General features: G+C 44.8%; 24 protein-coding genes. 15 read left to right on the forward strand and 9 right to left on the reverse strand.

The window, feature by feature from the left end; translation table 11 throughout:
• The first annotated feature begins 54 nt into the window (after window positions 1-54).
• From CH367_RS06855 to CH367_RS06865, 3 genes are read left to right on the forward strand one after another with little or no spacing between them, the layout of a single operon-like run.
• A complete protein-coding gene (locus tag CH367_RS06855) occupies window positions 55-792 on the forward strand; it encodes a hypothetical protein (RefSeq protein ID WP_100761735.1) in 738 nt (245 codons plus the stop codon).
• Window positions 793-800: 8 nt separating this feature from the next.
• Entirely contained in the window at window positions 801-1,265 is a 465-nt protein-coding gene (locus CH367_RS06860) for a chemotaxis protein CheW (protein WP_100761736.1), read from the forward strand.
• Entirely contained in the window at window positions 1,255-3,249 is a 1,995-nt protein-coding gene (locus CH367_RS06865) for a hypothetical protein (protein WP_100761737.1), read from the forward strand. Before CH367_RS06860 ends, CH367_RS06865 begins: the two co-directional genes overlap by 11 nt.
• 62 nt (window positions 3,250-3,311) lie before the next feature.
• On the opposite strand, the gene CH367_RS06870 is transcribed toward CH367_RS06865, so the two are convergent.
• From CH367_RS06870 to CH367_RS06880, 3 genes are all read right to left on the reverse strand, one after another.
• Complete coding sequence (locus CH367_RS06870; RefSeq protein WP_100761738.1) at window positions 3,312-3,827, reverse strand: LIC_12238 family plasminogen-binding lipoprotein; 516 nt, start codon at window positions 3,825-3,827, stop codon at window positions 3,312-3,314.
• Window positions 3,824-4,027, reverse strand: a complete 204-nt coding sequence (locus CH367_RS06875) for a hypothetical protein (protein ID WP_100761739.1) — start codon at window positions 4,025-4,027, stop codon at window positions 3,824-3,826. The genes CH367_RS06870 and CH367_RS06875 overlap by 4 nt, the downstream gene beginning before the upstream one ends.
• 62 nt (window positions 4,028-4,089) lie before the next feature.
• On the reverse strand, window positions 4,090-4,530 hold the full coding sequence (locus tag CH367_RS06880; protein ID WP_100761740.1) for a CBS domain-containing protein: 441 nt from the start codon (window positions 4,528-4,530) through the stop codon (window positions 4,090-4,092).
• 376 nt (window positions 4,531-4,906) lie between these two features.
• Here CH367_RS06880 and CH367_RS06885 point away from each other — a divergent pair, with 376 nt between their 5' ends.
• From CH367_RS06885 to CH367_RS06895, 3 genes are all read left to right on the forward strand, one after another.
• On the forward strand, window positions 4,907-6,379 hold the full coding sequence (locus CH367_RS06885; RefSeq protein WP_100761741.1) for an ATP-binding response regulator: 1,473 nt from the start codon (window positions 4,907-4,909) through the stop codon (window positions 6,377-6,379).
• Window positions 6,380-6,534: 155 nt separating this feature from the next.
• Complete coding sequence (locus tag CH367_RS06890; protein ID WP_100761742.1) at window positions 6,535-7,590, forward strand: class I fructose-bisphosphate aldolase; 1,056 nt, start codon at window positions 6,535-6,537, stop codon at window positions 7,588-7,590.
• Between the two features lie 195 nt (window positions 7,591-7,785).
• Window positions 7,786-8,763 carry a cysteine synthase A gene (locus tag CH367_RS06895; protein ID WP_100762080.1) on the forward strand — a complete coding sequence of 326 codons (978 nt, stop codon included), beginning with the start codon at window positions 7,786-7,788 and terminating at the stop codon, window positions 8,761-8,763.
• 104 nt (window positions 8,764-8,867) lie between these two features.
• Here the strand turns inward: CH367_RS06895 and CH367_RS06900 are convergent, their stop codons facing one another.
• On the reverse strand, window positions 8,868-9,875 hold the full coding sequence (locus CH367_RS06900; protein ID WP_100761743.1) for an LA_0442/LA_0875 N-terminal domain-containing protein: 1,008 nt from the start codon (window positions 9,873-9,875) through the stop codon (window positions 8,868-8,870).
• A 160-nt stretch (window positions 9,876-10,035) separates the two neighbouring features.
• Here CH367_RS06900 and CH367_RS06905 point away from each other — a divergent pair, with 160 nt between their 5' ends.
• Window positions 10,036-10,308 (forward strand): LIC_11321 family protein, encoded by a 273-nt coding sequence (locus tag CH367_RS06905; RefSeq protein WP_100762081.1) that lies wholly within the window; start codon window positions 10,036-10,038, stop codon window positions 10,306-10,308.
• A 64-nt stretch (window positions 10,309-10,372) separates the two neighbouring features.
• On the opposite strand, the gene CH367_RS06910 is transcribed toward CH367_RS06905, so the two are convergent.
• On the reverse strand, window positions 10,373-11,656 hold the full coding sequence (locus CH367_RS06910) for a sensor histidine kinase (RefSeq protein WP_425268805.1): 1,284 nt from the start codon (window positions 11,654-11,656) through the stop codon (window positions 10,373-10,375).
• A 295-nt stretch (window positions 11,657-11,951) separates the two neighbouring features.
• On the opposite strand from CH367_RS06910, the gene CH367_RS06915 reads away from it, so the two are divergent.
• The 4 genes from CH367_RS06915 to CH367_RS06930 are packed head-to-tail and all read left to right on the forward strand — an operon-like array spanning window position 11,952 to window position 15,997.
• The gene (locus CH367_RS06915) at window positions 11,952-13,973 is read left to right on the forward strand and encodes a right-handed parallel beta-helix repeat-containing protein (RefSeq protein WP_100761744.1); all 2,022 of its coding nucleotides are present in this window, start codon (window positions 11,952-11,954) and stop codon (window positions 13,971-13,973) included.
• Between the two features lie 40 nt (window positions 13,974-14,013).
• On the forward strand, window positions 14,014-14,328 hold the full coding sequence (locus CH367_RS06920; RefSeq protein ID WP_100761745.1) for a PLDc N-terminal domain-containing protein: 315 nt from the start codon (window positions 14,014-14,016) through the stop codon (window positions 14,326-14,328).
• A gap of 6 nt (window positions 14,329-14,334) precedes the next feature.
• Entirely contained in the window at window positions 14,335-15,351 is a 1,017-nt protein-coding gene (locus tag CH367_RS06925; RefSeq protein ID WP_100761746.1) for a multicopper oxidase domain-containing protein, read from the forward strand.
• 52 nt (window positions 15,352-15,403) lie between these two features.
• Window positions 15,404-15,997: an SCO family protein gene (locus CH367_RS06930; RefSeq protein ID WP_100761747.1), complete on the forward strand. Its 594-nt coding sequence runs from the start codon at window positions 15,404-15,406 to the stop codon at window positions 15,995-15,997.
• A gap of 7 nt (window positions 15,998-16,004) precedes the next feature.
• Here CH367_RS06930 and CH367_RS06935 read toward each other — a convergent pair whose 3' ends face one another.
• The 3 genes from CH367_RS06935 to CH367_RS06945 form a co-directional block, all read right to left on the reverse strand.
• The gene (locus tag CH367_RS06935) at window positions 16,005-16,373 is read right to left on the reverse strand and encodes a DMT family protein (RefSeq protein WP_100761748.1); all 369 of its coding nucleotides are present in this window, start codon (window positions 16,371-16,373) and stop codon (window positions 16,005-16,007) included.
• A 128-nt stretch (window positions 16,374-16,501) separates the two neighbouring features.
• Complete coding sequence (locus tag CH367_RS06940; RefSeq protein WP_100761749.1) at window positions 16,502-16,906, reverse strand: Hsp20/alpha crystallin family protein; 405 nt, start codon at window positions 16,904-16,906, stop codon at window positions 16,502-16,504.
• A gap of 20 nt (window positions 16,907-16,926) precedes the next feature.
• Window positions 16,927-17,343 carry an Hsp20/alpha crystallin family protein gene (locus tag CH367_RS06945; RefSeq protein ID WP_100761750.1) on the reverse strand — a complete coding sequence of 139 codons (417 nt, stop codon included), beginning with the start codon at window positions 17,341-17,343 and terminating at the stop codon, window positions 16,927-16,929.
• Between the two features lie 415 nt (window positions 17,344-17,758).
• Between CH367_RS06945 and CH367_RS06950 the strand changes: the two genes are divergently transcribed.
• Complete coding sequence (locus CH367_RS06950) at window positions 17,759-18,346, forward strand: YdeI/OmpD-associated family protein (protein WP_100761751.1); 588 nt, start codon at window positions 17,759-17,761, stop codon at window positions 18,344-18,346.
• Window positions 18,347-18,488: 142 nt separating this feature from the next.
• Window positions 18,489-19,250, forward strand: a complete 762-nt coding sequence (locus CH367_RS06955) for a hypothetical protein (protein WP_100761752.1) — start codon at window positions 18,489-18,491, stop codon at window positions 19,248-19,250.
• Between the two features lie 188 nt (window positions 19,251-19,438).
• Here the strand turns inward: CH367_RS06955 and CH367_RS20795 are convergent, their stop codons facing one another.
• Window positions 19,439-20,080 (reverse strand): hypothetical protein, encoded by a 642-nt coding sequence (locus CH367_RS20795; protein WP_165783236.1) that lies wholly within the window; start codon window positions 20,078-20,080, stop codon window positions 19,439-19,441.
• Between the two features lie 792 nt (window positions 20,081-20,872).
• Between CH367_RS20795 and CH367_RS06975 the strand changes: the two genes are divergently transcribed.
• Together CH367_RS06975 and fcl are read left to right on the forward strand one after the other, a co-directional pair.
• A complete protein-coding gene (locus CH367_RS06975; RefSeq protein WP_100762083.1) occupies window positions 20,873-21,193 on the forward strand; it encodes a MarR family EPS-associated transcriptional regulator in 321 nt (106 codons plus the stop codon).
• A gap of 2 nt (window positions 21,194-21,195) precedes the next feature.
• Complete coding sequence (gene fcl / locus CH367_RS06980) at window positions 21,196-22,143, forward strand: GDP-L-fucose synthase (protein ID WP_100761755.1); 948 nt, start codon at window positions 21,196-21,198, stop codon at window positions 22,141-22,143.
• The last annotated feature ends 2 nt before the right edge of the window (window positions 22,144-22,145 follow it).

A 22,145-nucleotide genomic window follows, 5' to 3' on the forward strand; every position in this document is an offset into this window, starting at 1 on the left:
TAGAGACATCATAGGACTGTTAAGCCCATTTCCGAATCGACCGATACAATCGGTATGGGCTCATTTCAGGATTATTCCATTTTTCGCAGGTGGTGGAAAAAAGAAACACCTCCTGCGAGAGGTTATACAAAATCTTATTCCGCCACAACCCCATCCGGAGATATTCTCCAGGCGGATCTCAACTTTCACGAAAAAAAAGTACGTCTGACTCTCGAGATCGCGGGAGAAAACGGAAAGATCTATATCGCAACCGTCAAGGACGGCGAAGTGATCCAGGAAAAGGATCTTTCGAGCGGGAGAATGGTTCCCATCTACGCGAAACTCGCTCCGTTTCAGGAAGTATTCTCCTGTTTGCCGGACCCGGATCTTTTAAACACACTAGGCGGCCTTTACGGAATTTCCAAACAACCCCTCGGGCACGTCGAAGAAAGAGCGCCGAGACCTTGGGAAACTTCCAGTCGTTACGATCATATCTTCGGAATCAATCGCGAGAAAACTTTCTGGCAAAGATTATTCTCTCGAAACCGGGAATACAAAGAACCTTGGATCGTTCGAGTTAAGGAAAGATTTTGGAGCGAATTTCAGGATCTGATTCTCGGAGCCTGTTCCGCGATCGGAATTTATTACGCATACGTCGATTTCTATCTACTCGGATTTTCGCTCGCCGTTTTCGGTTTGCTTTTTGGCGGTTTAGACTGGATGCTGAGAAAAAGAAATCCGCTCTTTGTAAAAGTCCTTCTCTTTATGAGTCTTGGATCTTACTTTTACTACGTCGGATATACCCGGTATTGAGGTAAATCATGTCATCCGAAATCGACCACCAATACATTCTTTTCAGCCTGGGAGACGAGGAATACGCGATTCCGATTTCTCTCGTGGACGAGATCATCAAGATCAGTAATTTAATCCGAATTCCCAAAGCAAAAACTTATTTTGCGGGAATCATGGATATCCGGGGTAAGGTGGTCAAGATGGTGGATCTTGCCGTCAAACTCACCGTTCCAAGGGACGGGGAAGTGGAATACGATCGTGCGATCGTAGTTAAGGTCAACGGACAATCCGTTGGAATCATCGTGGACAAGGTGGCTAACGTGGTTTTGTTTCCGCCCGAATCCATCAATCCTCCTCCGCCTTCCGTCAAAGGAATTTCGGGAAGATACATCACCGGAATCGGAAAGAAGGACGATCGATTTATCATCATCATAGACGTGGAAAAGATTTTGGGATCGGAAGAATTGGCCGAACTAGGAAGCAATGTCGGATGAAAAAAGAAATTTCCGAAATCGAACCGATCGAAACGTTTCCGGTTCATTCGGATTCATCGCGAGCAGATTCGGCTTTTTAAATTCTTTTCTCCAAAACGTTTTCGGAATTCTTTTTTTCGTATGCCTCGCGTTTGTCGGGGCATTTTCTATTTATGCGGACGAGCAGGATCGAAGATACGATTCCAAAAATTTATACGATCCTCCTTCGGTAAAAATCACCGAACAGAACTTAAACGATCTGAAACAATCCCTCCAAGATCCGTCCAAGGATTCGATCTCCGAAATCCAAAAGGTGCTCGGTCAGTATTATTCTCAGTTTATCGATTCGCGAAGAATCGAAGAGGAAAAAAGACTCGGTAAGATTTTCGACGAGAAGACGAACCGAAACACGATCCGCCTTTTGATTCTCGGGATGTTTTCAAAACTCACACCTTCCGGTATGATGAGGGATTCTCCGATCTTGTTCGATCTCCACATGCTTCTTTCCAAGGAATACGATAAGAAAAAACAAAACGCGAAGGCAGTAGAATCCGCGTTAGCCGCCATTCGTTACCGCGACTTCTCCCATTCGGAAGAGGAATTTTTGGACGAAAGAAGGCTCGTCGAAATTTTCGATCCTTCCGAAAAACAGGCGGCCCTTTCCCACAAACGTTCTCTGGAGAATTTGGAGAAATCGAAAAAGGATCTGAAGGATTCCAAGGACTTCTTTCATCTTTTCGAAGCGAATCTGGTTCGAGGAAGAGAAACGAAGATCACAGAACGCAATCCGAACGGAGGAACGTCGGAAAGAACGTTAAACGCAAGCGAACTTCCTTCGTTTAAGGAAAGGATTTCCCAATCGGAAAACGATCTGAAGAACAAGGAAAAGGAATACAACGATTCCAAATCGGGTTCGTATGAAAACTTCCGAAAGAAAAAATCCAAAGAAGACGCCGAAGTCGTTTATTATTTGGCGAATCTCGTAAAACAAGCGGAAAACGAGAACAAGGAAAGACTGAAAGTTGTGAACAACTTGGGGATCGCCGGAACCGGGATCTTTGTTCTTTTCGATTATAAACGTAATACCGATTTTTATGCGACTGCAGGGCTTTGGGAATTGGCGAGCAAACTCGATCCTACGATGAAAGAACCGGTTTTGGATCTTGCCAAGGAACTCAAGTCTTCGGGCAAAAAGGCAAAGGCGATCGACTTTTATAAAAAGTATTTGGATCTTGCGCGCGCCGAAAAAACGGAAGAATCAAAACTCTCCGAGGTTTATTTCTCGATCGCGTCCCTTTATACCGAACTGAAGCAGAACGTTTTGGCTTCTTCGTTTTACGAACTCTATTACAAAGCCGAGGCCGATCCGAAAAAGAAAATTCCGTTTACATACGAACTCGGTTCCTTTTTTGAAAATCGAACCGGCGACTTGGAACGCGCGTCCTTGTATTACGGGATTTGGTTAAAGGAAAAACCGAATCCTGAAAATTCGAATCTTCCGTTCGCCGAAGTATGCGAATTGAATCGTCAGGAATTTCTCGCAGAGTTCGGAACCTCTAAGTTGTACGCCTATCATAGGAAACCGAAAGAGGAAAAATTCAGTTTAAACTCCGCTATCAAATCCTATGAAAGACTTCGTGAAATTTATAAAACCGAAGAAATCAAAAATGCGGCTCTCAAAAAAGAAACGCTCGCGATCAAAAGAAATCTTTTGGAAAGAACGGACGATTCCATCATGGCCCAGTACCGGATCAAGGATTTGGATCTTCAGGAATCCACGAGCCGTCTCGGAGTTGTGAGAACCAAATTGAATTCCACACCGGTGACTCTTGCGATGAAAAAGTTATCGGTTCTTTTGGAGGAGGAAAAGGATTTTCTTTCCGCGAGAAAAATCTACGAGGACATCGTTAAGATCGGAAACCCGATCGAAATCAATCTTTCTTTGAAAAACATAGATCGGATCAACAAGATTCTCGAAGACGGGATCAAACGAGAACCTCTTTAATTTAGGATTGTTGAATATTCTAAAGTTCGAATCGACGGGTTTCGTTTCGGAGAAGTATTGTGTTACTTCATCGCTTTTTCGATGTCGTCGTCCGACGGGGAAGAGGAAGAATCCTCCCTATACGGAGTTTCTGCGGAACGAACCAAAAACTCGACCTCGTCGATCACATCCCCTTCGTAAGCCACTTTCAAAAGATATTTTCCGGGGCTCAAACCTTGGAAGGAACCTTCGATCGTTTTCGAAACGGGGTTCGGTCTTTTTCTAAGAACGTCCATCTCGTTGTATCCGAGTTGAAAGCGGCTCAAACTCACGTAGGTTTCCGCGGTCTCGGGAACGGATCTGGAAAATCGATAGATATAACGGATGGTTTTGTCGTCCGGAAAAATCAGATTCTCCCTTGTAACCGTATATTCTCCGACGGTCATGATCTTCTTTTCAAGGACATTGAACTTGTCTTCGTCGAGCAGGGCCCAACCGAATTCTCCGGTAGGTTTAAAACATGCAATGGCGGAAACGAATAACAGCGCAAAGGCGAGAAGGCGGAGAAACGAAGAAGTCCGCAAAATGTTTGATCTCATTTTTCTCCCAAGGAAGCGGAATCAATCACGCGGCCCTTACCGGAAATATCTTTTTCCCGAGGCGGATGCTGATCTGTGGGAGGAACGTTCGTATAAAAAGTTTTCCACTGTGGTCCGGGACGTTCGGAAGGGTTCGTAAAAAATCGGGAAAGAAAACGATACACCAGATAGGTCATCAGTATAAAAAGAATCAGTTTCATAATTCGGTCTGTTTCTAATTTGACCCCGGTTTGGTTTCCTGCAATCGGAAAAAACGGATCTTTTAGATAAATCCGTTCTCGTTGTACATGTATTGTTTGAGATTTTTATTCTCTTCTTCTGTTTTTTCGATCTTCGCTTTGACCGCGTCCCCGATGGAAATGATTCCGATCAAAATTCCTTCTTCCAGGATGGGCATGTGACGGATTCTTTTTTTGAGCATCGTGGCGAGAAGTTCGTCCACATCACCCTCCGGAGTCATCGTAGTCAAAGAGGTCGACATCACTTCCGAGACCGATTTTTTGAAAAAGTCCAGACCCAATTCCGCCGAAAGATGGAGAACGTCCCTTTCGGTAAAAATTCCTTTGAGTTTACCGTCGGTTAGAATCATCACCGAGCCGATATCGTATTTGGTCATAAACTTGACCGCATCCATTACCGAGGTCTCGGGTTCCACCGAAAGAAGTTTTCGGTCTTTTTTTGCCAGGATCTGTTTAATATACATTACCGTCTCCGTTCGGTTTGGATTGAGCCAAGAATGAGGGAAACCCTCTCAAGAGATATGATTTGCAATGTATCCCATGTTCTAAGAATGTCCAGGAAATTTGTAATTTTCATACGCCGGTCGAAACGGAAAATTCCGTCCAATCAAGAGTTCGGGCGTCCCGCGTTTTTTAAGCCCGTATCGGGAATTTTTTGAAAACGGGCTCGGCCAAAAGGTTCGGGCCTAATCGATTTCGATTCAATGATTTTTCAACGTACGCGTGTAATATCTTTCGAATTCTGGCGTTTCGGGTTAGAATTCTTGCATTGAAATCGAAAAATGGTTTTCAATTCACGTATACTTTTACATTTTTTTCGCCAAGGTCGAGCAATTCAGAATGAACCCCTCCGAAAATAATTCCAGTCCTTCGATCCTGATCGTGGACGACGAATGGCTGATTGCGTTCAACCTTCAGGTTTCTCTTCAGAAATTGGGTTATAGAATTTCGGGAACCGCAAGAACAGCGGATGAGGCCCTGGAAGTCGCGGAACGAACCAAACCGGATTTGATTCTCATGGACATTCGGATCGAGGGAGAACTCGACGGGATCCAAGCCGCGGAAAGAATCCAAAAGAAAATGGACGTCCCCGTTATCTTTATGACCGCATTTGCTGACGAAGAAACGTTCAACCGAGCCGTCGATAAGGCTTCGATGTTCGGTTATATCTCCAAACCCTTTCAACCCCAAGCACTTAAGAATTCGATCGAGATCGCGCTCAAACAACAACAACGTTTCGGCAAAGCAAGGGAAGAAGGAAAAGAATTCAGAGACGTCATTCAAAACATAGGCGAAGGTGCGGTTTCCTTGGATCGGGAAGGAAAAATCTTATTTATGAACCGGACCGCGGAGGCCTTAACGGGTTGGTTTCTCTCCGACGTACAAGGGGAGAATGGAGAAAAGGTTCTCAGTCTTTCTACCGACGCGGGAGAAAACATCAAAACCGGAATCGGAAAACCCGATCATCTGAAATACATTCCTTCCTTACTCACTCGTAAAAACGGAAGCAGGATTCAAGTTGCGTTTCGGGTTTCTCCGATTCGCGACGAGGACGGAACGATCGCGGGTTCCATCATCACCTTGTCCGAACTTTCATCACTTTCCGTTTCCGAGAAAGAAATTTCCGAAATGGAAAAAGTAATTCAATCCGAAAGAAGATTGGATTCCATTCAAAAACTCGCGGCGGGTCTTGCGCACGAGATCAACAATCCTTTGATGGGAATCATCAACTACGGACATATCATTCGCAATCATAAGGGCGGAGACGCGGACACGAAAAACTACGCGCGTCTCGTCATCGAACAAGGGGAAAGAATCGCGGCGATCATCCGCAACCTCGTTTTGTTTTCCAGAAAAGATCCCGAACAACCGATTCAAACAAACATAAAACAACTCGTGGGTTCCGTGGAAGATATGATCACGGAAATGTTAAAGTCTCAAGAGATTCAACTGGAAAAAAACGTTCCGGAAGACCTCGAGGTTTCGATTCGACCAAATCAGATCCGCGAAGTACTTTATAACATTCTGTATTACTATTCCGAAAATCAGAAAAAAGGGCGCATTCATTTGAAAGCCGCATTGGATGTGGGCGATATTCCCATACTCAAGATTTTGGTTTCCGGAAAACTGGGAATCGAACTCAATCTGAGCGAGGAAAGTAGATTCGAACCTTTCGAAAACTTTCGTTCGAACGACGCTCGAATCGGTATGGGGCTCTCGGTTTGTTACGGGATTCTCCAGGCGAACCGGGGCCAGCTACTTCTCAAAAAATCGAACTCGGGCTGGGACTTCATCGTTCAAATTCCTGTTTGAGTGAGAATTTAGATTCTCCCTTGCATAAAAACACGCGCATCAGGGGACTCAATTTAACCGATTTGGTTCGCATTTTGCGACTGAAAATCGATGGAAAAACCAGGTGCAGTGAAAAAACCTGTATTCAACATTCAAATCGAGCAAGGAACTAAGGAATGATCGATAAAATTAAAGCCGCCCTGGGTGCAGAAGCGGATTCTCTTTTAAACCATACTTGTAAAACGATTCCAAAAGAATCTTTAAGCCTTCCCGGCACAAACTACGTAGACGATATTCTTTCCAAAAGCGATCGAAACAATTCGGTTCTTAGAAACTATCAGGCGATCTTGAACACGGGTAGACTCGCCGGAACCGGTTTTACTTCCATTCTTCCTGTCGATCAGGGAATCGAACACAGCGCGGGCGCTTCTTTCGCGAAAAACCCGGCTTACTTCGATCCTGAAAACATCGTAAAACTCGCCATCGAAGGCGGTTGTAACGCGGTCGCTTCCACTCTCGGCGTGTTGGGACTTGTTTCCAGAAAATACGCGCACAAGATTCCTTTCATCGTAAAGATCAACCACAACGAACTTCTTTCTTATCCGAACAAGTTCGACCAAATCCTTTTTGCAAACGTGGAACAAGCGTTTGATATGGGTGCGGCCGCGGTCGGAGCTACGATCTATTTCGGTTCGGAAGAATCTTCCCGTCAAATTCAGGAAATTTCGGAAGCGTTCCACAGAGCGCACGAACTCGGACTCGTAACCATTCTTTGGGCTTACTTAAGAAACGACGGTTTCAAACCGGACAAGATCGACTATCACTTAGCGACCGACTTAACCGGACAAGCGAACCACTTAGGCGCGACCATCCAAGCCGACATCGTGAAACAAAAACTTCCCGAAGTTTTTGCGGGCGGATTTAAGGATTTGAAATTCGGTAAAAAAGACGATAGAATGTATACCGCTCTTTCCGCCGATAACCCGATCGACATGGCTCGTTATCAAGTGGCGAACTGCTACATGGGTAAAATCGGTCTGATCAATTCCGGAGGAGCTTCCGGAGAAAACGATTTAGGCGACGCTGTAAAAGCCGCGGTTGTAAACAAAAGAGCGGGCGGTATGGGACTCATTTCGGGAAGAAAGGCGTTCCAAAAACCGATGAAGGACGGAGTTGCTCTTTTGAACGCGATTCAGGACGTTTATCTTTCCAAAGACGTAACGATCGCTTAAGAAGAATCCTTACAGATTCAAAAAATAGAATATTCCGTTCGGATCGTATTCCAAAACGAGAATATAAACAAAATACTCCGCGTTTTTCGCGGAGTATTTTGTTTAATACAAATCAAACAAAACGCTTTTTACGAAAACGTTTTGTTTCAGGGTAAATCGGAGATTAGAGCATTCTACACAAAAAAAGAAGGCGCTATGAACGTTAAAAAAGATTTTTCGAGCGCGGTCGGTAACACGCCGCTCATTCTGCTTCGCAGTTTCAGCGAAGAAACCGGTTGTAATATCTACGGAAAGGCGGAGTTCTTAAACCCCGGCGGTTCCGTAAAAGATAGGGCCGCGCTTTACATCGTGGAAGACGCGGAAAAAAAAGGACTTCTGAAGCCCGGAGGAACCGTCGTCGAAGGTACGGCAGGGAACACGGGAATCGGTCTGACCCATATCTGCAACTCTAAGGGATATAAAACTCTCATCATCATTCCGGACACGCAGTCTCAGGAAAAAATCGATCTGCTTCGAACGCTCGGTGCGGAAGTAAGAACGGTTCCTGCGGTTCCTTACAAGGATCCGAACAACTACGTAAAGGTTTCGGGAAGAATCGCGGAAGAACTGGAGAACGCTGTATGGGCCAATCAGTTCGATAACCTCGCAAACCGAGAAGCGCATTACAAAACCACCGGTCCCGAAATCTGGGAACAAACCGAGGGAAAGATCGACGCTTGGATCACTTCACTCGGAACGGGTGGAACGTATGCCGGAGTTTCCCTGTTCTTAAAGGAAAAAAATCCTAAGATCAAAACCGTGGTCGCCGATCCGTTCGGTTCTGGAATTTATAATTTCGTAAAGAAGGGAGAGGTCGTTGCGGAAGGAAGTTCTTTTACCGAAGGAATCGGTAACGGAAGAATCACCGAGAACATGAAGGACGCTCCTATGGACGACGCGATTCGGATCGGAGACGAAGAATGTCTGAAAGTCGTTTATCAACTTCTTTCCAAGGACGGATTGTTTCTCGGAGGTTCCACGGGAATCAACGTGGCCGCCGCGGTCCAACTCGCAAAACAACTCGGTCCCGGTCATACCGTCGTAACCGTGTTGTGCGATTCGGGTGCGCGTTACCAATCCCGGATCTTCAACAAGGAGTGGTTGGCTTCCAAGGGATTCAAAGTTCCCGAATAAGAAGAAAGAGTTCGAGTTCAAAGGCCCAGACCAAAAAGAAAACCGGTCGAGTTCCGTGGAACGATCGACCGGTTTTTTATTTTCGAAAATTCTATTTTTCTAAATTAGAAAAACAAAGAATACATCAACTGACCGCCCACGTCCACACTTCTGGCTCCGCCGGCGATTTCCTTAGCAACCATCGGATTTCCTCGAATTCCAAAACCCTCGGAAACGGTTTCACCCGTAGGAGTTTGGATCACGTTGTTCTGCGCCCATGTTTTTCCGGTAAAGTAAGAATGTGTCAACTGGATCAGATAGATTCCGATCGCAATTCCGGCCGCGGCGTGTTTTGCGTGTTTGTAACTCGATTCGTCCGAACGGATGGAATTTAAAGAATTCAAGTTTTTGAATGTATTGATTTGATTGTATTGATCCAAAACCCCCGTCGGAAGGCTGGAAGTGGGAATCAAGCCCGTAGTGAATTGAGTTTCCAGAATCTTTTCGATCTTTTTGTTATAAGCGCTGGCTCTGTCCTTTTCGGCCGCGTCCAAACCCACATACGAAATCAAGGAAACGAAGAATAGGGTGGAATAGGTCGAACTCCAACCTTCCTGTTTCATAAAACTGTGACCCCAACCCGGAAGAATCGCGGATTTCCAAACCGGTTCCCAAGGATTTCTTTTCGCGGAGATATAACGTTCCCAGTCTCCGTCCCGTTCCTCTAAATATTTTTCCATCAAGGCCAGACGTTTTTGAACGATCTTGTAGCTGTTCTCTTTGATCATTTGTTCGAGATAGATCGTATCGAGTTGTTCTTCCTTATCGCTTTTTTTGCCTTCCTTGTTCAGTTTCTTTTTTTCCGCTTCGAGAATTTTGGCGATCTCCTGTTCGTCCCGGATTTCCTTAAAAATGATCTTGAGAATTTTAGATTTTGCTAATCTTTCGCGTTTCCCTTCCTTGATGACCGTGACCGTTTCCGGGTCTTGGTCGATTACCGTGGCGTAGGAGCGATCTCCGGATTTAAAAAGAATGGTTTCTCCGAAAACCGAATCGGCAAAAAGGAGGACGAAGAATAAGAAAAGAATTTTCGAAAAGACAAACGTCCTTTGAACCTGGGCAAAAAATTTCATAAGAATAAAGTTCCTGTAAATTAAAACTAATCTTTCAGTATTAGGAAAGAAATTATAATTGCAATTTAATTTACCGAGGAAACCCGATTTTATTTGCGTAAAATCCGCGTTTCAAAAAAGAATAAGAAGAAGTCCGTCGATTTGTGAAGGTTTGTAAATGATGAAGAGAAGATTCGAACTCAAAAGTCTCGTTCTGGTTTTAGCGATTTTGATTCTTTGCGGAACTCTGTTCGCTAAGGAAACGGGAAAAAAAGAATCGGAAAGAGGTATGGAAACTTCCACGAAACCGCCTGTACAAGGTTGTTGCAGAATTAAAATGGCGGGCGGCGGTTACGACTATTTCGTAAGTTCCGAAGAGGAATGCGCCGGGCACAAGCAGTTTCATTCTTTTATGAAAGAAAGAACCCTTTGTTTCGAATCCTTTCCCGAATAAAATCGACAAAGGTCAAAAACGAAAAAATTCAGTTTAGAATATTCTAAAAACGGAATATTCTTTCTTATGGAAAAAAGCGGATTCTCACCCGAAACCCGTTTTCTTTTTCCACTTCCAATTCTCCCCTGAGTTGCATACAGAGCGCTTCGATGAGGCTGAGTCCTATGGAGCCGCTTTCATCCGGTTCCTTGTTCGGAGTTCCGTAGCCGATTCCGTCGTCTCCCACTTCCAATATCAAATATCCCGTTGCGGATTTTTGAAAGATTGTCGTGATCTTTCCCTTTCTGTTTTCGGGGAACGCGTGTTTGAAGGAATTGGAAAGAAGTTCGTTTACGATCAGGCCGCAGGGAATCGCCTTTTCCATCGGAAGAAAGATCTCTTCTATATTACAATCCGATTGTATTCTTCCGTCGCTCGGACCGTAGGAAACGAATAGATGATTTACGAGAGAATTTAGATAATCCTTTGCGTGAATGATTTTGTAAGAATTCTTATGAAACAAATAATCCTGAACCATCGCCATGGATTGAATCCGATTCATCGCGGACGAGATCGCCTTTTTTGCGGGTTCGGATTTCGTTTTTTCCTGTTCGAGGGTCATCATCGCGAGAATGAGTTGGATATTGTTTTTAACCCTGTGTTGAATTTCCCGAAAAAGAGTTTCCTTGTCGTTTAACGATTCGGTCAGTTGTGCTTCCGTGGTTCTACGAATCGAAACCTCGGTTTGAAGTTCTCGATTCGTTTTTCTTTGCAGAAGAATGAGTTGTTTTTGTTTTCGAATTCCTTCCGCAAGTCCTCTCAAAATCGAGATCACCGAAAAGGTAAGAATTCCGCAGAGAAACGTGAAGTTCGCGCCTACGACTAAAATTTGAAATCCGCTTTCTCCGCCGATCCATATCTTATAGTGCGCGAGAAATACTCCGCCGAACACGCAGACGGAAGCGATCACCCAACCCCAAAGTGCGAGAGTAGGGCTTAGAAAGATTCCGCAAAAAACGGGAATCAAAAAGAACCAAAGAATTCCCGCGCCTCCTAAACCGATCTTCGTATAAAGAAGACAACCCATGATGAACACGAGAGCCAATAAAAAGTAGGATTTGGTTATGTAATAGCGACTGGGAAGTAGGAGTAAAAACCAAATGAGGAGAACGGCGAGCGTATCGATGATTACAACTTCACCGAGTCCTTGGGTCCAGGCCAAATAAACGCTGGGAATATAAATCAAGAAACCGAAACAAGAGGCGATGATCAAAAGAACCTGGATGATATTGCGTTTCCAGGCATTTGGATGGGTAGAATTCGGCGAAGGGACTTTGAACAGATCTCTGATTTGGGAAACTAGGGCCATACTGGTTCCTTTCAATCCCTAAACAATCGATTCTTTTTGCCTAAAAGATAACAAACGTTCGAACTCGATTCCGGAAAAATCTCTCTCATTGAATTTTTGTCTTGAGTTTTTTTAAATATGTGAGCAAATGCTCATTATTCTGAAGAAGAGAGATACGGAGCCATTTATAGATTGATAAGGATTGTTTTTACCTTGCAACCTTTTCGAATCCAAACACAAATGAGCATTCCATTTCCCATCCAACCTCAGATAAGTATACAATAAAATTCCGGAAAACCCGGGGGTTCAATCAAAAATGAAAAAACCAGGTTTCGAAATCAAAAAAGTTCCCTATCTACTCGCTCTTTTACTGGTCGGAGCTACGTTAGGGGTTCTCATTTCCGCTTGCTCCGGGGAAAAGAAGGACGAAATCGAAGGCTTCGCTCACGTCTTGATGATCGATAATTCTTTTTCTCCTCCTGTGCAGAAAATTCCCGTCGGTGGAATCGTCGAGTTTGTCAATTCGGGGAACAACCCGCATAACGCAGTCGCCGTGGATAAAAATTGGTCCACCGAAAAATCCTTCGGGAATATCGTTATGCCCCGCGGTTCTAAAACCAAGGTGACCTTTCCGAAAGAGGGAGTTTTTCCTTACTTCTGTTCCTTTCATGCGACTCCCGACGGTAAAAGCGGAATGGTCGGAGACGTTGTCGTAGGAAACGTTCCTTACAATCCGGCCGCAAAAGCGGGAAAATCCTGGAAGAATGTTTCGCAATTTTCGGGAACCACTCGTAAGGTTCCTTCCCAATATCCAACGATTCAGAACGCGGTGGACGCGGCGAATCCGGGAGATTTGGTTCTCATCAGCGAAGGTGTTTACTTGGAAGAAGTCACCGTTACGACTCCTTCGATTACGATTCGCGGTGTGGATCGTAACAAGGTGATCATCGACGGTCAGTTTCAAAGAGGAAACGGTATCATGGTAGTCGCGGCCGACGGGGTCGTGATCGAAAACATGACCGCAAGAAACGCTACGTTAAACGGCTTTTATTGGACCGGTGTAAAAGGTTTCCGAGGTTCTTATTTAACCGCGCACAACAACGGGGATTACGGAGTTTACGCGTTCGATTCCATGAACGGTGTGATCGAACATACATACGCTTCCGGTTCTCCTGACTCGGGAATTTACATCGGTCAGTGTTATCCTTGTAAGGCGATTCTTTACGACGTAGTTTCGGAACACAACGCACTCGGTTATTCCGGAACAAACTCCGGAGGAGAATTGTATCTCATCAGTTCCGTCTGGAAGAACAATATCGTAGGTCTTGCGCCGAACACTCTCGACAGAGAACTTCTCCCTCCCGAAAGAGAAACCACGATCATCGGAAACTTAGTCTACAACAACAATAACCCGAAGGCTCCGATCGCGGCTTTGGAATATCCTTCTTTTGGAAACGGAATTCTCATCGCGGGCGGTCTTTCGAACATCATCCGCAAGAACGTCGTGGTCGATCACGAAAACAACGGAATCGTAATTCTCCCCAACTTGGACGAGAAGTTTTGGATTTCGCATAACAACGTGGTTCAAGACAACATAGTCTACAACTCGGGCAGAGCGGACATCGCTCTCGTAGGTCCGATGAGTACTGGAAATTGTTTTTCCGGCAACGAATACAGAACCGAACTTCCGGCCTTTCTTGAAAAGTGGAACGGATGTAATTCCTTTATCAGACTTCCTATGGGCGGGGATCTTTCTATGATGCTCGGCGCCTTGGGTTTGATGGTTCAGGCTTCGGGCGGAAGATTCCCTTCCGGTAATTATAAGGAACAACCGATCCCAGGTCCTCAGTTGAATATGCCGAACGGAAGTGGCGCTCCGGTAAGACCTGCGTTAACCGCTTTCGAAGACTTCAACCTGGACGTGAACAAGATTCATCTTCCGAAAGAAGCGGAAGAAGTTATGAAATCGGTTCCGAGAAAACCCGCGCCTACTACGGGTGCGATCACTCTCGTAAAACCGAGAAGTCTTTTCCCGTTCTTCTATCACTGGTTGGGATTCTTACTTCCTTTCGCGATTTATATCTGCTGGACTTCGATGTCCTTGTTCGATCTGAAAGACAGAACGGACTTGGAACAGAATCAAAAACTTTCCTGGATCTTGGCGATCACTTTGGTTCCTATCTTAAGTCCCGCGATTTATCTTCTCGGAGGAAAAAGCACTTACCCGAATTGGTTTAAAAGAACCTTGGTTTGGGGAGGTCTCATCGCATTCTTCCTGTTATTGGCCTACACCGGAATCTCTTTGATGAACGGCGTCGGAACCAAAACAATCAGTTAAGAAGTTTAGAATATTCAGAAATTATCATAGGAGTAACAATATGGAACAAACTGTCATCGGCGGCCCCGGATTCTTCGCTTTACTTTTCAACTTTTACGGATACTACTTTCCGTTCATTCTTTACACCCTTCTTGCGCCTTTGGCGCTCGCGGATCTCGTAAAAAGAGCGGACGTGGATTCCAAAACGGGTTCTATTTGGACGGGAGCGATTCTTTTGGTTCCGATCGTAGGAGCGGGAGCATATCTCGTTGCGGGCGGATCCAAGGTTCCTTCTTGGTTGAAGAACGCACTCGTTTACGGCGGAGTGGGGTTTTTGGCGCTGATTATCATCATCACATCGGTCGCTAAATTCTAAAAAAAAGTGAACCGCAAACAGTTTCTCAAATGGCTTGGAATCGGCGGCGCGGGAATCGCCGCCGGTGCAGGAATCAGTTCGATCGGAGACGGGGATGGAAGCGGAGGTTTGCTCTGTAAGGTCCGTCCCGGAATCGTGGGCGTAAACAAAGAAGCTACGATTCCCGGAAATCCGGGAAACAATTCTTATGGGAGTATGGTTCATCCTCCCTTTCAAACCGATCCCGCGTTGTTGAATCGTATGGAACTGAAGAACTTAGCAGTTTCTTCGGGTCCGATTTTAAAACAACATTTGAGCATCGTAGAAATGCCTTTGACCGTTGCGCACAACACGGTCGTTAAGGCTTGGACTTTTAACGGAATCGTTCCGGGTCCTGTCGTTCGAGCAAAGCTCGGACAGAAGATGGAGATCACTCTTCGAAACGATTCCGAACATCCTCATTCGATTCACTTTCACGGAAGTCACGATCCGAACGAAGACGGTTGGGAACCGATCGTCACTGGCGGGGAAAAAACTTATAAACTAACCGCGGGTCCGATCGGATTTCATCCGTATCATTGTCACGTTCCTCCTTTGGCGAGTCATATGGCGAAAGGATTGTATGGCGGTTTGATCGTGGATCCTCCGGGTGGTCGTCCGCCCGCACACGAGTTTATGCTGATTCTTTCCGGGTGGGATTTGGGAGACAAAGGGAAGAATGATATCTTCTCTTGGAACGGTATGGCCGGTTTTTACGATCGTTATCCGATCAAGGTTCCGGTGGGTCAGAAGGTTCGTCTTTATATCGCGAACATGTGCGAGTATGAACCGGTCGCTTCCTTTCACTTACACGCTCAGACTTTCGACGTGTTTCGAACCGGAACGAGGTTGGTTCCGGACGATCACACGGACGTCGTGACGCTTGGACAAACCGAAAGGGTAATCGTGGAATTCACGCTTCCGAAACGGGGAAGATATATGTTTCATCCGCATCAGACAAAGATGGCGGAGAATGGGGCGATGGGTTGGATCGTCGCGGTGTAATCCGGTGACGTCTAACGTGTTTGAGTTGGATCGGAATCGTTAGGAGAAAGTTTTGAAGGAAAGAATTCTTTTTATAGGCGTTTTGTTTCTCGGAATCGGGCTTGGCTTTTTCGGTTGGAAAGAATGGAGAACGAAGTCCTCCGTTCAAGAACCGGTCTTCGTTGAAGAATGGTCCTCCACAACTTTGAAAAACACGGAGAACTTAGAAATCCCTCTCAGCAGAATTCCGGGAAAACTCAAACTCGTCTATTTCGGATTTTCTCATTGTCCCGATATGTGTCCTCGTGCCTTGCTCGATATGTCCGCTACGGTTCGCGAACTCGGAAACGACGGTAAGAATTTGACTCCGGTGTTTATCAGCGTGGACCCGGAACGGGATTCTCCGGAACTACTTGCAAAATATGTAAAGCAGTTTGCGGGGCAGGGACTGATCGCTTTGACGGGCGAGAAGGCGAAGTTGGATTCTCTTCAATCCGCGTTCGGCGCCGTTTCCAAAAAAGTCAGCGCTCCACAATTGGAAGGCGGTTATACGGTGGATCATACCGTTTTTCTTTACGTTCTGGACGATCAGAGTAGAATTCTCGCCACGTTCCCGGGAGGAACGGACGGAAAAACTCTCGCCAAAGATATTAGAAAATTCTTATAGAGTCGTTTTACGGATTCGACGAGGCGGAACTAACCCCGCTCTTATCGTAAAACGCGAACCCTACCGCGGCTAAGATCAAAAGAAAACTCACCGCGTGATTCCATTTTATTTTTTCCTTTAGAACCAAAGACGCGAACAGAATGAAAACGCTGATCGTGATGATCTCCTGAAGAATTTTGAGTTGAAACGCGCTGTAACCTTCTTCACCGTAACCGATCCGATTTGCGGGAACCATAAGTACGTATTCGAAGAGGGCGATTCCCCAGCTTAAAAAAATCGTAAGGGGAAGACTCCAGCCGTGAAAATACTTCAAGTGACCGTACCAAGCGAAGGTCATAAAAAAATTGGAGCAAAGAAGAAGGACAAAGGTTTTCATAAGTGAATGGGAGCCCGTTCGCTTATGGAGCGCAATCCTGATTTCAAAAAAAAAGCCCCGGAGTTCCGGGGTTTGAATGTAGGGTTTTAGACTTCAGGTAGTATAACGTCCACCGAAGGATGGAACGATTACTCGGAACGAACTTCTATTTTTTTCGTGTGAGGTTTTCTCTTGGGAAGAATCAGATTCAAAACCCCATTCTTGTAAACCGCGGAGATTTGATCCTCTTCGACCGATTCGGTTAGAGTAAAGGATCTCTTGTATTCGCCGGTCCTGTATTCCGAATATCTCAGTTCACCGGAAATATCTTTCTCGGAGGTTTTGCCCGAGATGGTCAGTTGATCCTTTTCGATCTGAACTTGAACGTCCTTTTCCTCCACGCCAGGAAGATCCGCGTAGAGATAGATATTCGTTTCGTCCGAATAAACGTCCACTCTTGGCGTAAGGATTCTCGTTCTTTCCTTTTTTACTTCCTGAGAATTTTGATTCTCCTCGGTTGTGTGATTTTCTTTGTTCAATACTGCGTTTGTCATCGTGATTCTCCTAATCGTTGTTATTTGGTCTGAACTTGGATCTTACGCGGTTTAACACTTTCCCGGATCGGGAGCGTAAGAACCAAAACTCCGTTTCTAAATTCTGCGGTGGTTTTCTCGGAATCCACTTCCGCAGGAAGTTCCAAGGTTCTGCGAAACTTTCCGTGATATCTTTCCACACGATTTGTGTTGTAAGAGTCCTGCGGTTTGTTTACCGGGGCTTCGCCTTCGAGTCTAAGTTGGTTGCCGCTCACGGTAATCTCCAAAGAATTCGTGTCGATTCCGGGAACCAAAGCGGTGATCGTAATGGCGTCCGTTCCCTTGTGGATATTCAGAGTCGGATAGGCGCTTCCACCGTTTGCGGGAAATTGATCCCATAGGCTCGAAAACCGGTTTTGTAGTTTATGAAAGTCTTCAAAGATTCTAAATTCGTTCATATTTTTATTTTACCTCTATTAGCAATCTGGATATTAGAGTGCTAAAATGTTTAAAAAGTTCCATTCTTTTATAAAAAATTTAGCACTCTTTTTGATCTTGTGCCAGTGAGGAGAATGGACCTGAAAAGCCCCGTTCCGAGCCTGAATCCGGGTTTGTAGCTAAGGTTCGGAATTTGTAGTCACGGACTGAGGAAACGGACGCTTACGGATTTTTTGGCGAAGCGGGGGAAGAGGGGCGGATTCTTAAAAAATAAATGACAAGTTTTAATATATAATTTTTATAATATGCCACGGTCGGACGCCGGTTTATACGATGTCGCATTATCAAACCCGAAAACGTTTGAACGCGGGTTAGACGATCGAAGACGTCCGTTTCAATTTTTACGAACGAATACAATTCAAATCAGAGAGATACATGGCTCAAAAAAATCCGAAAGTCGATACATACATAAACAAAGACAAAAACTGGCAGAAAGAATTGATAAAAATGAGGGAGATCGTTCTCGGTTGTAAACTCGAAGAGGATCTGAAATGGGGAGTTCCTTGTTACACGTTTCAGGAAAACAACGTGGTTCTCATTCATGTTTTTAAGGAATACTGCGCTTATTTATTTTTTAAGGGCGCGTTGTTGAAAGATCCGCAAGGCATTCTTGTTCAGCAGACGAAGAACGTTCAGTCGGCTCGGCAGATTCGTTTTACCGATGTGAAAGAAATTACGAAGATGAAATCGGTTATAAAAGCATACATTCAAGAAGCAATAGCGGTGGAAAAATCCGGTTTGAAAGTGACTCTTAAAAAAACGGAAGAATTCAAAATGCCGGATGAATTCAAAAACAAATTGAAAGAGATTCCCGAATTGAAAACCGCCTTCGAGGCACTGACCCCGGGAAGACAAAGGGCTTATCTTCTTCACTTCGCGGCTCCGAAACAATCCAAAACTCGCGAATCCAGAATCGAAAAATCGATGCAACAAATCTTCAAAGGTAAGGGATTGAACGACTGATGTTCTTTGGAATAGAACGGATTTATCGAAACTTGTGTTAAGTCGTTTTTAAGAACTTCGGTTTCGTCTAACTTTAATTTGCGAAAATTCTAAGAGCGATTTGGTTGTATAAAATGATCTCCTCGATTCGATTCAAACTCTTATGAAAGATTCAAAACCCGCGTATCAAAATCTAAAACCCACCATTCGGGATTGGGTTCTCGTCGGAATCGGCCTCGCGTTCGTCGTTATGGGAATCGTGATTCTTCCCAAAAATCCAAAGGTAGGAATTGTGACTCTTACGTTCTTCGGTCTTTGCGCCGGAGTTGCGATTCGAACCGTGATTCGTAAGAGAAAGGAAAGTAAGTTTCAAGGTCTTTCCGTTCATGTGATCGGAGGAGTTGAGATCCGACCTTCTCGGTTGAGAATTCTGATCCTGTCCGTTTCGTTGGTTATCGTCGGGGCCGTTCTTCTTATTTTCGGAAACGAATATCCGCTCGTCTTTCGCGTCTTGGCGGGTTTGATTTGTGGAATCGGAATCGTGTTGATGGTCCTGGTCGCTTTTCGAAAAATACCGGTCGGCTTCATTCGATTCGACTACGAAGGATTTACGATCGGAAGAAAACGATGGAACGTTACACTTCCTTGGGACGAGATCGCTCTGGTTCGTCCCGGCGATTTCAACGGAAATTCCGCCTTGTATCTTTGGGTAAAATCCTACGAAAGAATCCGAACCGAGCCGAAAGAATTTCATTCCTTGGCGGTGGCGGAAATCCTCTCCAGCGAAAGTTGGGTCGGTTCGCATTTTATGATCTTAACGGAGAATTACAATCTTCATTCTCCTATGGTCGCCGAGGCGTTGGAACGTTACGTTTCCGAGCCCGAGGTCCGAGAAGAATTGAAAAATCGTAAGATTCTTTCCTAATATTCCAAGAACGTTAAGAAGAATTTTCTTTTCTGGAGAATCGTGTGATTTTTGAGAAGAGAAAAGAGAAAAGATCGAGAGAGGCGATCGGTGGGATGAGAAACACCCTGAGGTTTTTGCGTTTGAAAACACGACCTCAAGGTGTTTATTAGAAGAACGAAAAAGTTTAAACGTTGTTAGACGTCTTCTTATCTCTTTTTCGTTTTTTTCTTGGCAGTTTTCTTTTTAGCCGTCTTCTTCTTGGCTGTTTTTTTAGGAGCTTTTTTCTTCGCTACCTTCTTCTTAGCCACTTTCTTTTTCGCGGTCTTTTTCTTTTTAGGCGCGGATTTCTTCTTGGCGACTTTTTTCTTTGCCGCTTTCTTTTTTGCAGCCTTTTTCTTAGCGGCTTTCTTTACGGCCGCTTTTTTCTTCGCCGCCACTCTTTCAACAACCGCCTTATCACCTTCGTTCGAACGGAAGAAGGATTTTTCAAAGTCACGATTCTTAAACGAAACCAAGGCACGACCGATCAGTTCGTCGATATCGGAAGTTTCCATTCCTTCGTTCGCGGATTCGATGAAGTCATAAGAAAGATGAGCGAGTCCGCAACGCAGATAACTCGTGAGTTTATCCTGAGAAGCTCCTTGGCGGGCGAGACCGTGAAGCCATTCTCTGAGAATCTTATCTCCGAGTTCGAAGTTCGCTTCGGGTTGAGCGGATCTACCGGTCTTACGAAACTCTTCGTTGAGTTTTTGGTGAACGAGTGAATAATCATCTTCGAAAGCTTTATCGAGAATACCGTCTTCGATAAGCCTTGCGTCCAGTTTTTGGACAATAGAGGAATCGGCCATAGTGTTTAGAATCTCCTGAAATTACGGGGCAGAAATTGGATATAGTTTGTTCGAAGAATTCTTTCTGCAAGAAAAAACTGAAACGAGGTTTAAAATGATCTCCTAACTTAGAATGAATGCTCTAACGATGAAAGTCGGATTTATGAATTAAGAGGTTTGTTATATAGAATGAAAGTGATCGGACCTTGGTTCGATTGGATTCTCGGGTGCGCGTTGTAATTTTTCAAAAGGTTTCGTTCTGCTTTTCGAGTTCTGCTCTCAGGTAAGAATATCTTGATATTACAAAATAGATCCAGGTTCCATCGTCTTCTTGTGTACCTTGTTTAGTACCTAAGCGACTTTGTTTTTGAAGAAGGAATCGTTTGGTTGCTTGAGAAGTGTTGCAGATTGTTTGGAATGGTTTGAGGTGATGCTTATTTTTCAAACCCAGAAGAATCGATAGGGTTGTTCGTTCTCTGTGTCGCGCCCCTCTGAACTTTTTCAAAACTTGTATTTGATTTCCCGAGTTTGAAATTCTTTGCTTCCGAGAAATCATCGTTTCCAAATTGGATTCTCCGTGCCTGGAAAGAATTCTTCCTAAAAAAGAATCGATTCAAAACCGCTTGGAAATAAGGAATTTCATGGGTTTTTGTCTGTTCAAGAGTTGAACAAATTTTCTTGACAGAAGCCCTTTGCGGTCTTTTTATGAGTCAAGATTTTCCAATTCTGGGATTGACCCGGCGAAGCTATGCCAAAAGTTTCCGTTCGATTCCGTTTTTCTCGAATCTCCTCCTTCTTTTTTTTGGTGTTCCCATGGATGACGCGTTAAGACACAAACTTCTGAGAATCTTGGAAGAAAATCCCGAAGTCAATCAGAGAGAAATCTCCGAAATCTTAGGGATTAGCTTGGGGAAAGTGAACTATTGTCTCAAGGCTTTGATGGACAAGGGTTGGATCAAGGCCAAGAACTTTAAGAACAGCAAGAACAAACTCGCGTACGCTTACTTTTTAACTCCGATGGGCATCGAAGAGAAGGCGATCATTACGGTTCGTTATTTAAAAGTGAAGATGCAGGAATACGAACAGATTCGAAAAGAGATCGAAGAGTTGAAGAAGGAAGTCGGGGAAGAATAGCGATGGATAAAAATTCCAAAATCTACATCGCGGGTCACAGAGGTCTCGTAGGTTCCGCGATTGAACGCGTCTTAAAAAAAGAAGGTTACGAGAACATCATCGGTAAGTCGCATTCCGAGTTGGATCTTACGGAACAATCGAAGGTCAACGAATTCTTCGAGAAGGAAAAACCGGACTACGTTTTTCTCGCGGCCGCAAAGGTCGGAGGGATTCACGCGAACAACACATATCCCGCCGAATTCATTTTTTCAAATCTGCAAATTCAGAATAATATCATAGACGCTTGTTATCGTTTTCAAGTTAAGAAATTGGTCTTCTTGGGTTCTTCCTGCATTTATCCGAAGTTCGCGCAACAACCTATGGACGAGGGTCAACTTCTCGACGGAAAACTCGAGCCGACGAACGAACCTTATGCGGTCGCAAAGATCGCGGGCATCGTTATGTGTCAGAGTTACAATCGTCAATATGGTACGAATTTCATTTCCGTGATGCCTACCAATCTTTACGGACCCGGAGACAATTATCATCCGGAGAATTCCCACGTACTTCCCGCGTTGATCCGCCGATTTTACGAGGCGAAAAAACAAAATCTTCCCGAGGTCGTCGTTTGGGGAACCGGCAAACCCTTAAGAGAATTCTTATATTCGGACGACATGGCTCGCGCCTGCGTCTTTTTGATGAAGAATTACGACGCGACCGGCGACGCAAAAGGCGGAGAACACGTGAACGTAGGAAGCGGCATCGAGGTGAGCATCCGAGAACTTGCGGAAACGGTTAAGGATGTAGTGGGCTATCAAGGTCTTTTGACCTTTGATCTTACGAAGCCGGACGGGACTCCTCGTAAACTTTTGGACGTTTCCAAACTTCACAAGATGGGTTGGAAACATCAGGTGGAACTGAGGGAAGGAATTCGATCCGCGTTCGAGGATTTTGTTTCTCAGGTAAAATAGAA

Origin of the sequence: Leptospira barantonii, from assembly GCF_002811925.1 — a bacterium.
Classification (GTDB): Bacteria; Spirochaetota; Leptospiria; order Leptospirales; family Leptospiraceae; genus Leptospira; species Leptospira barantonii.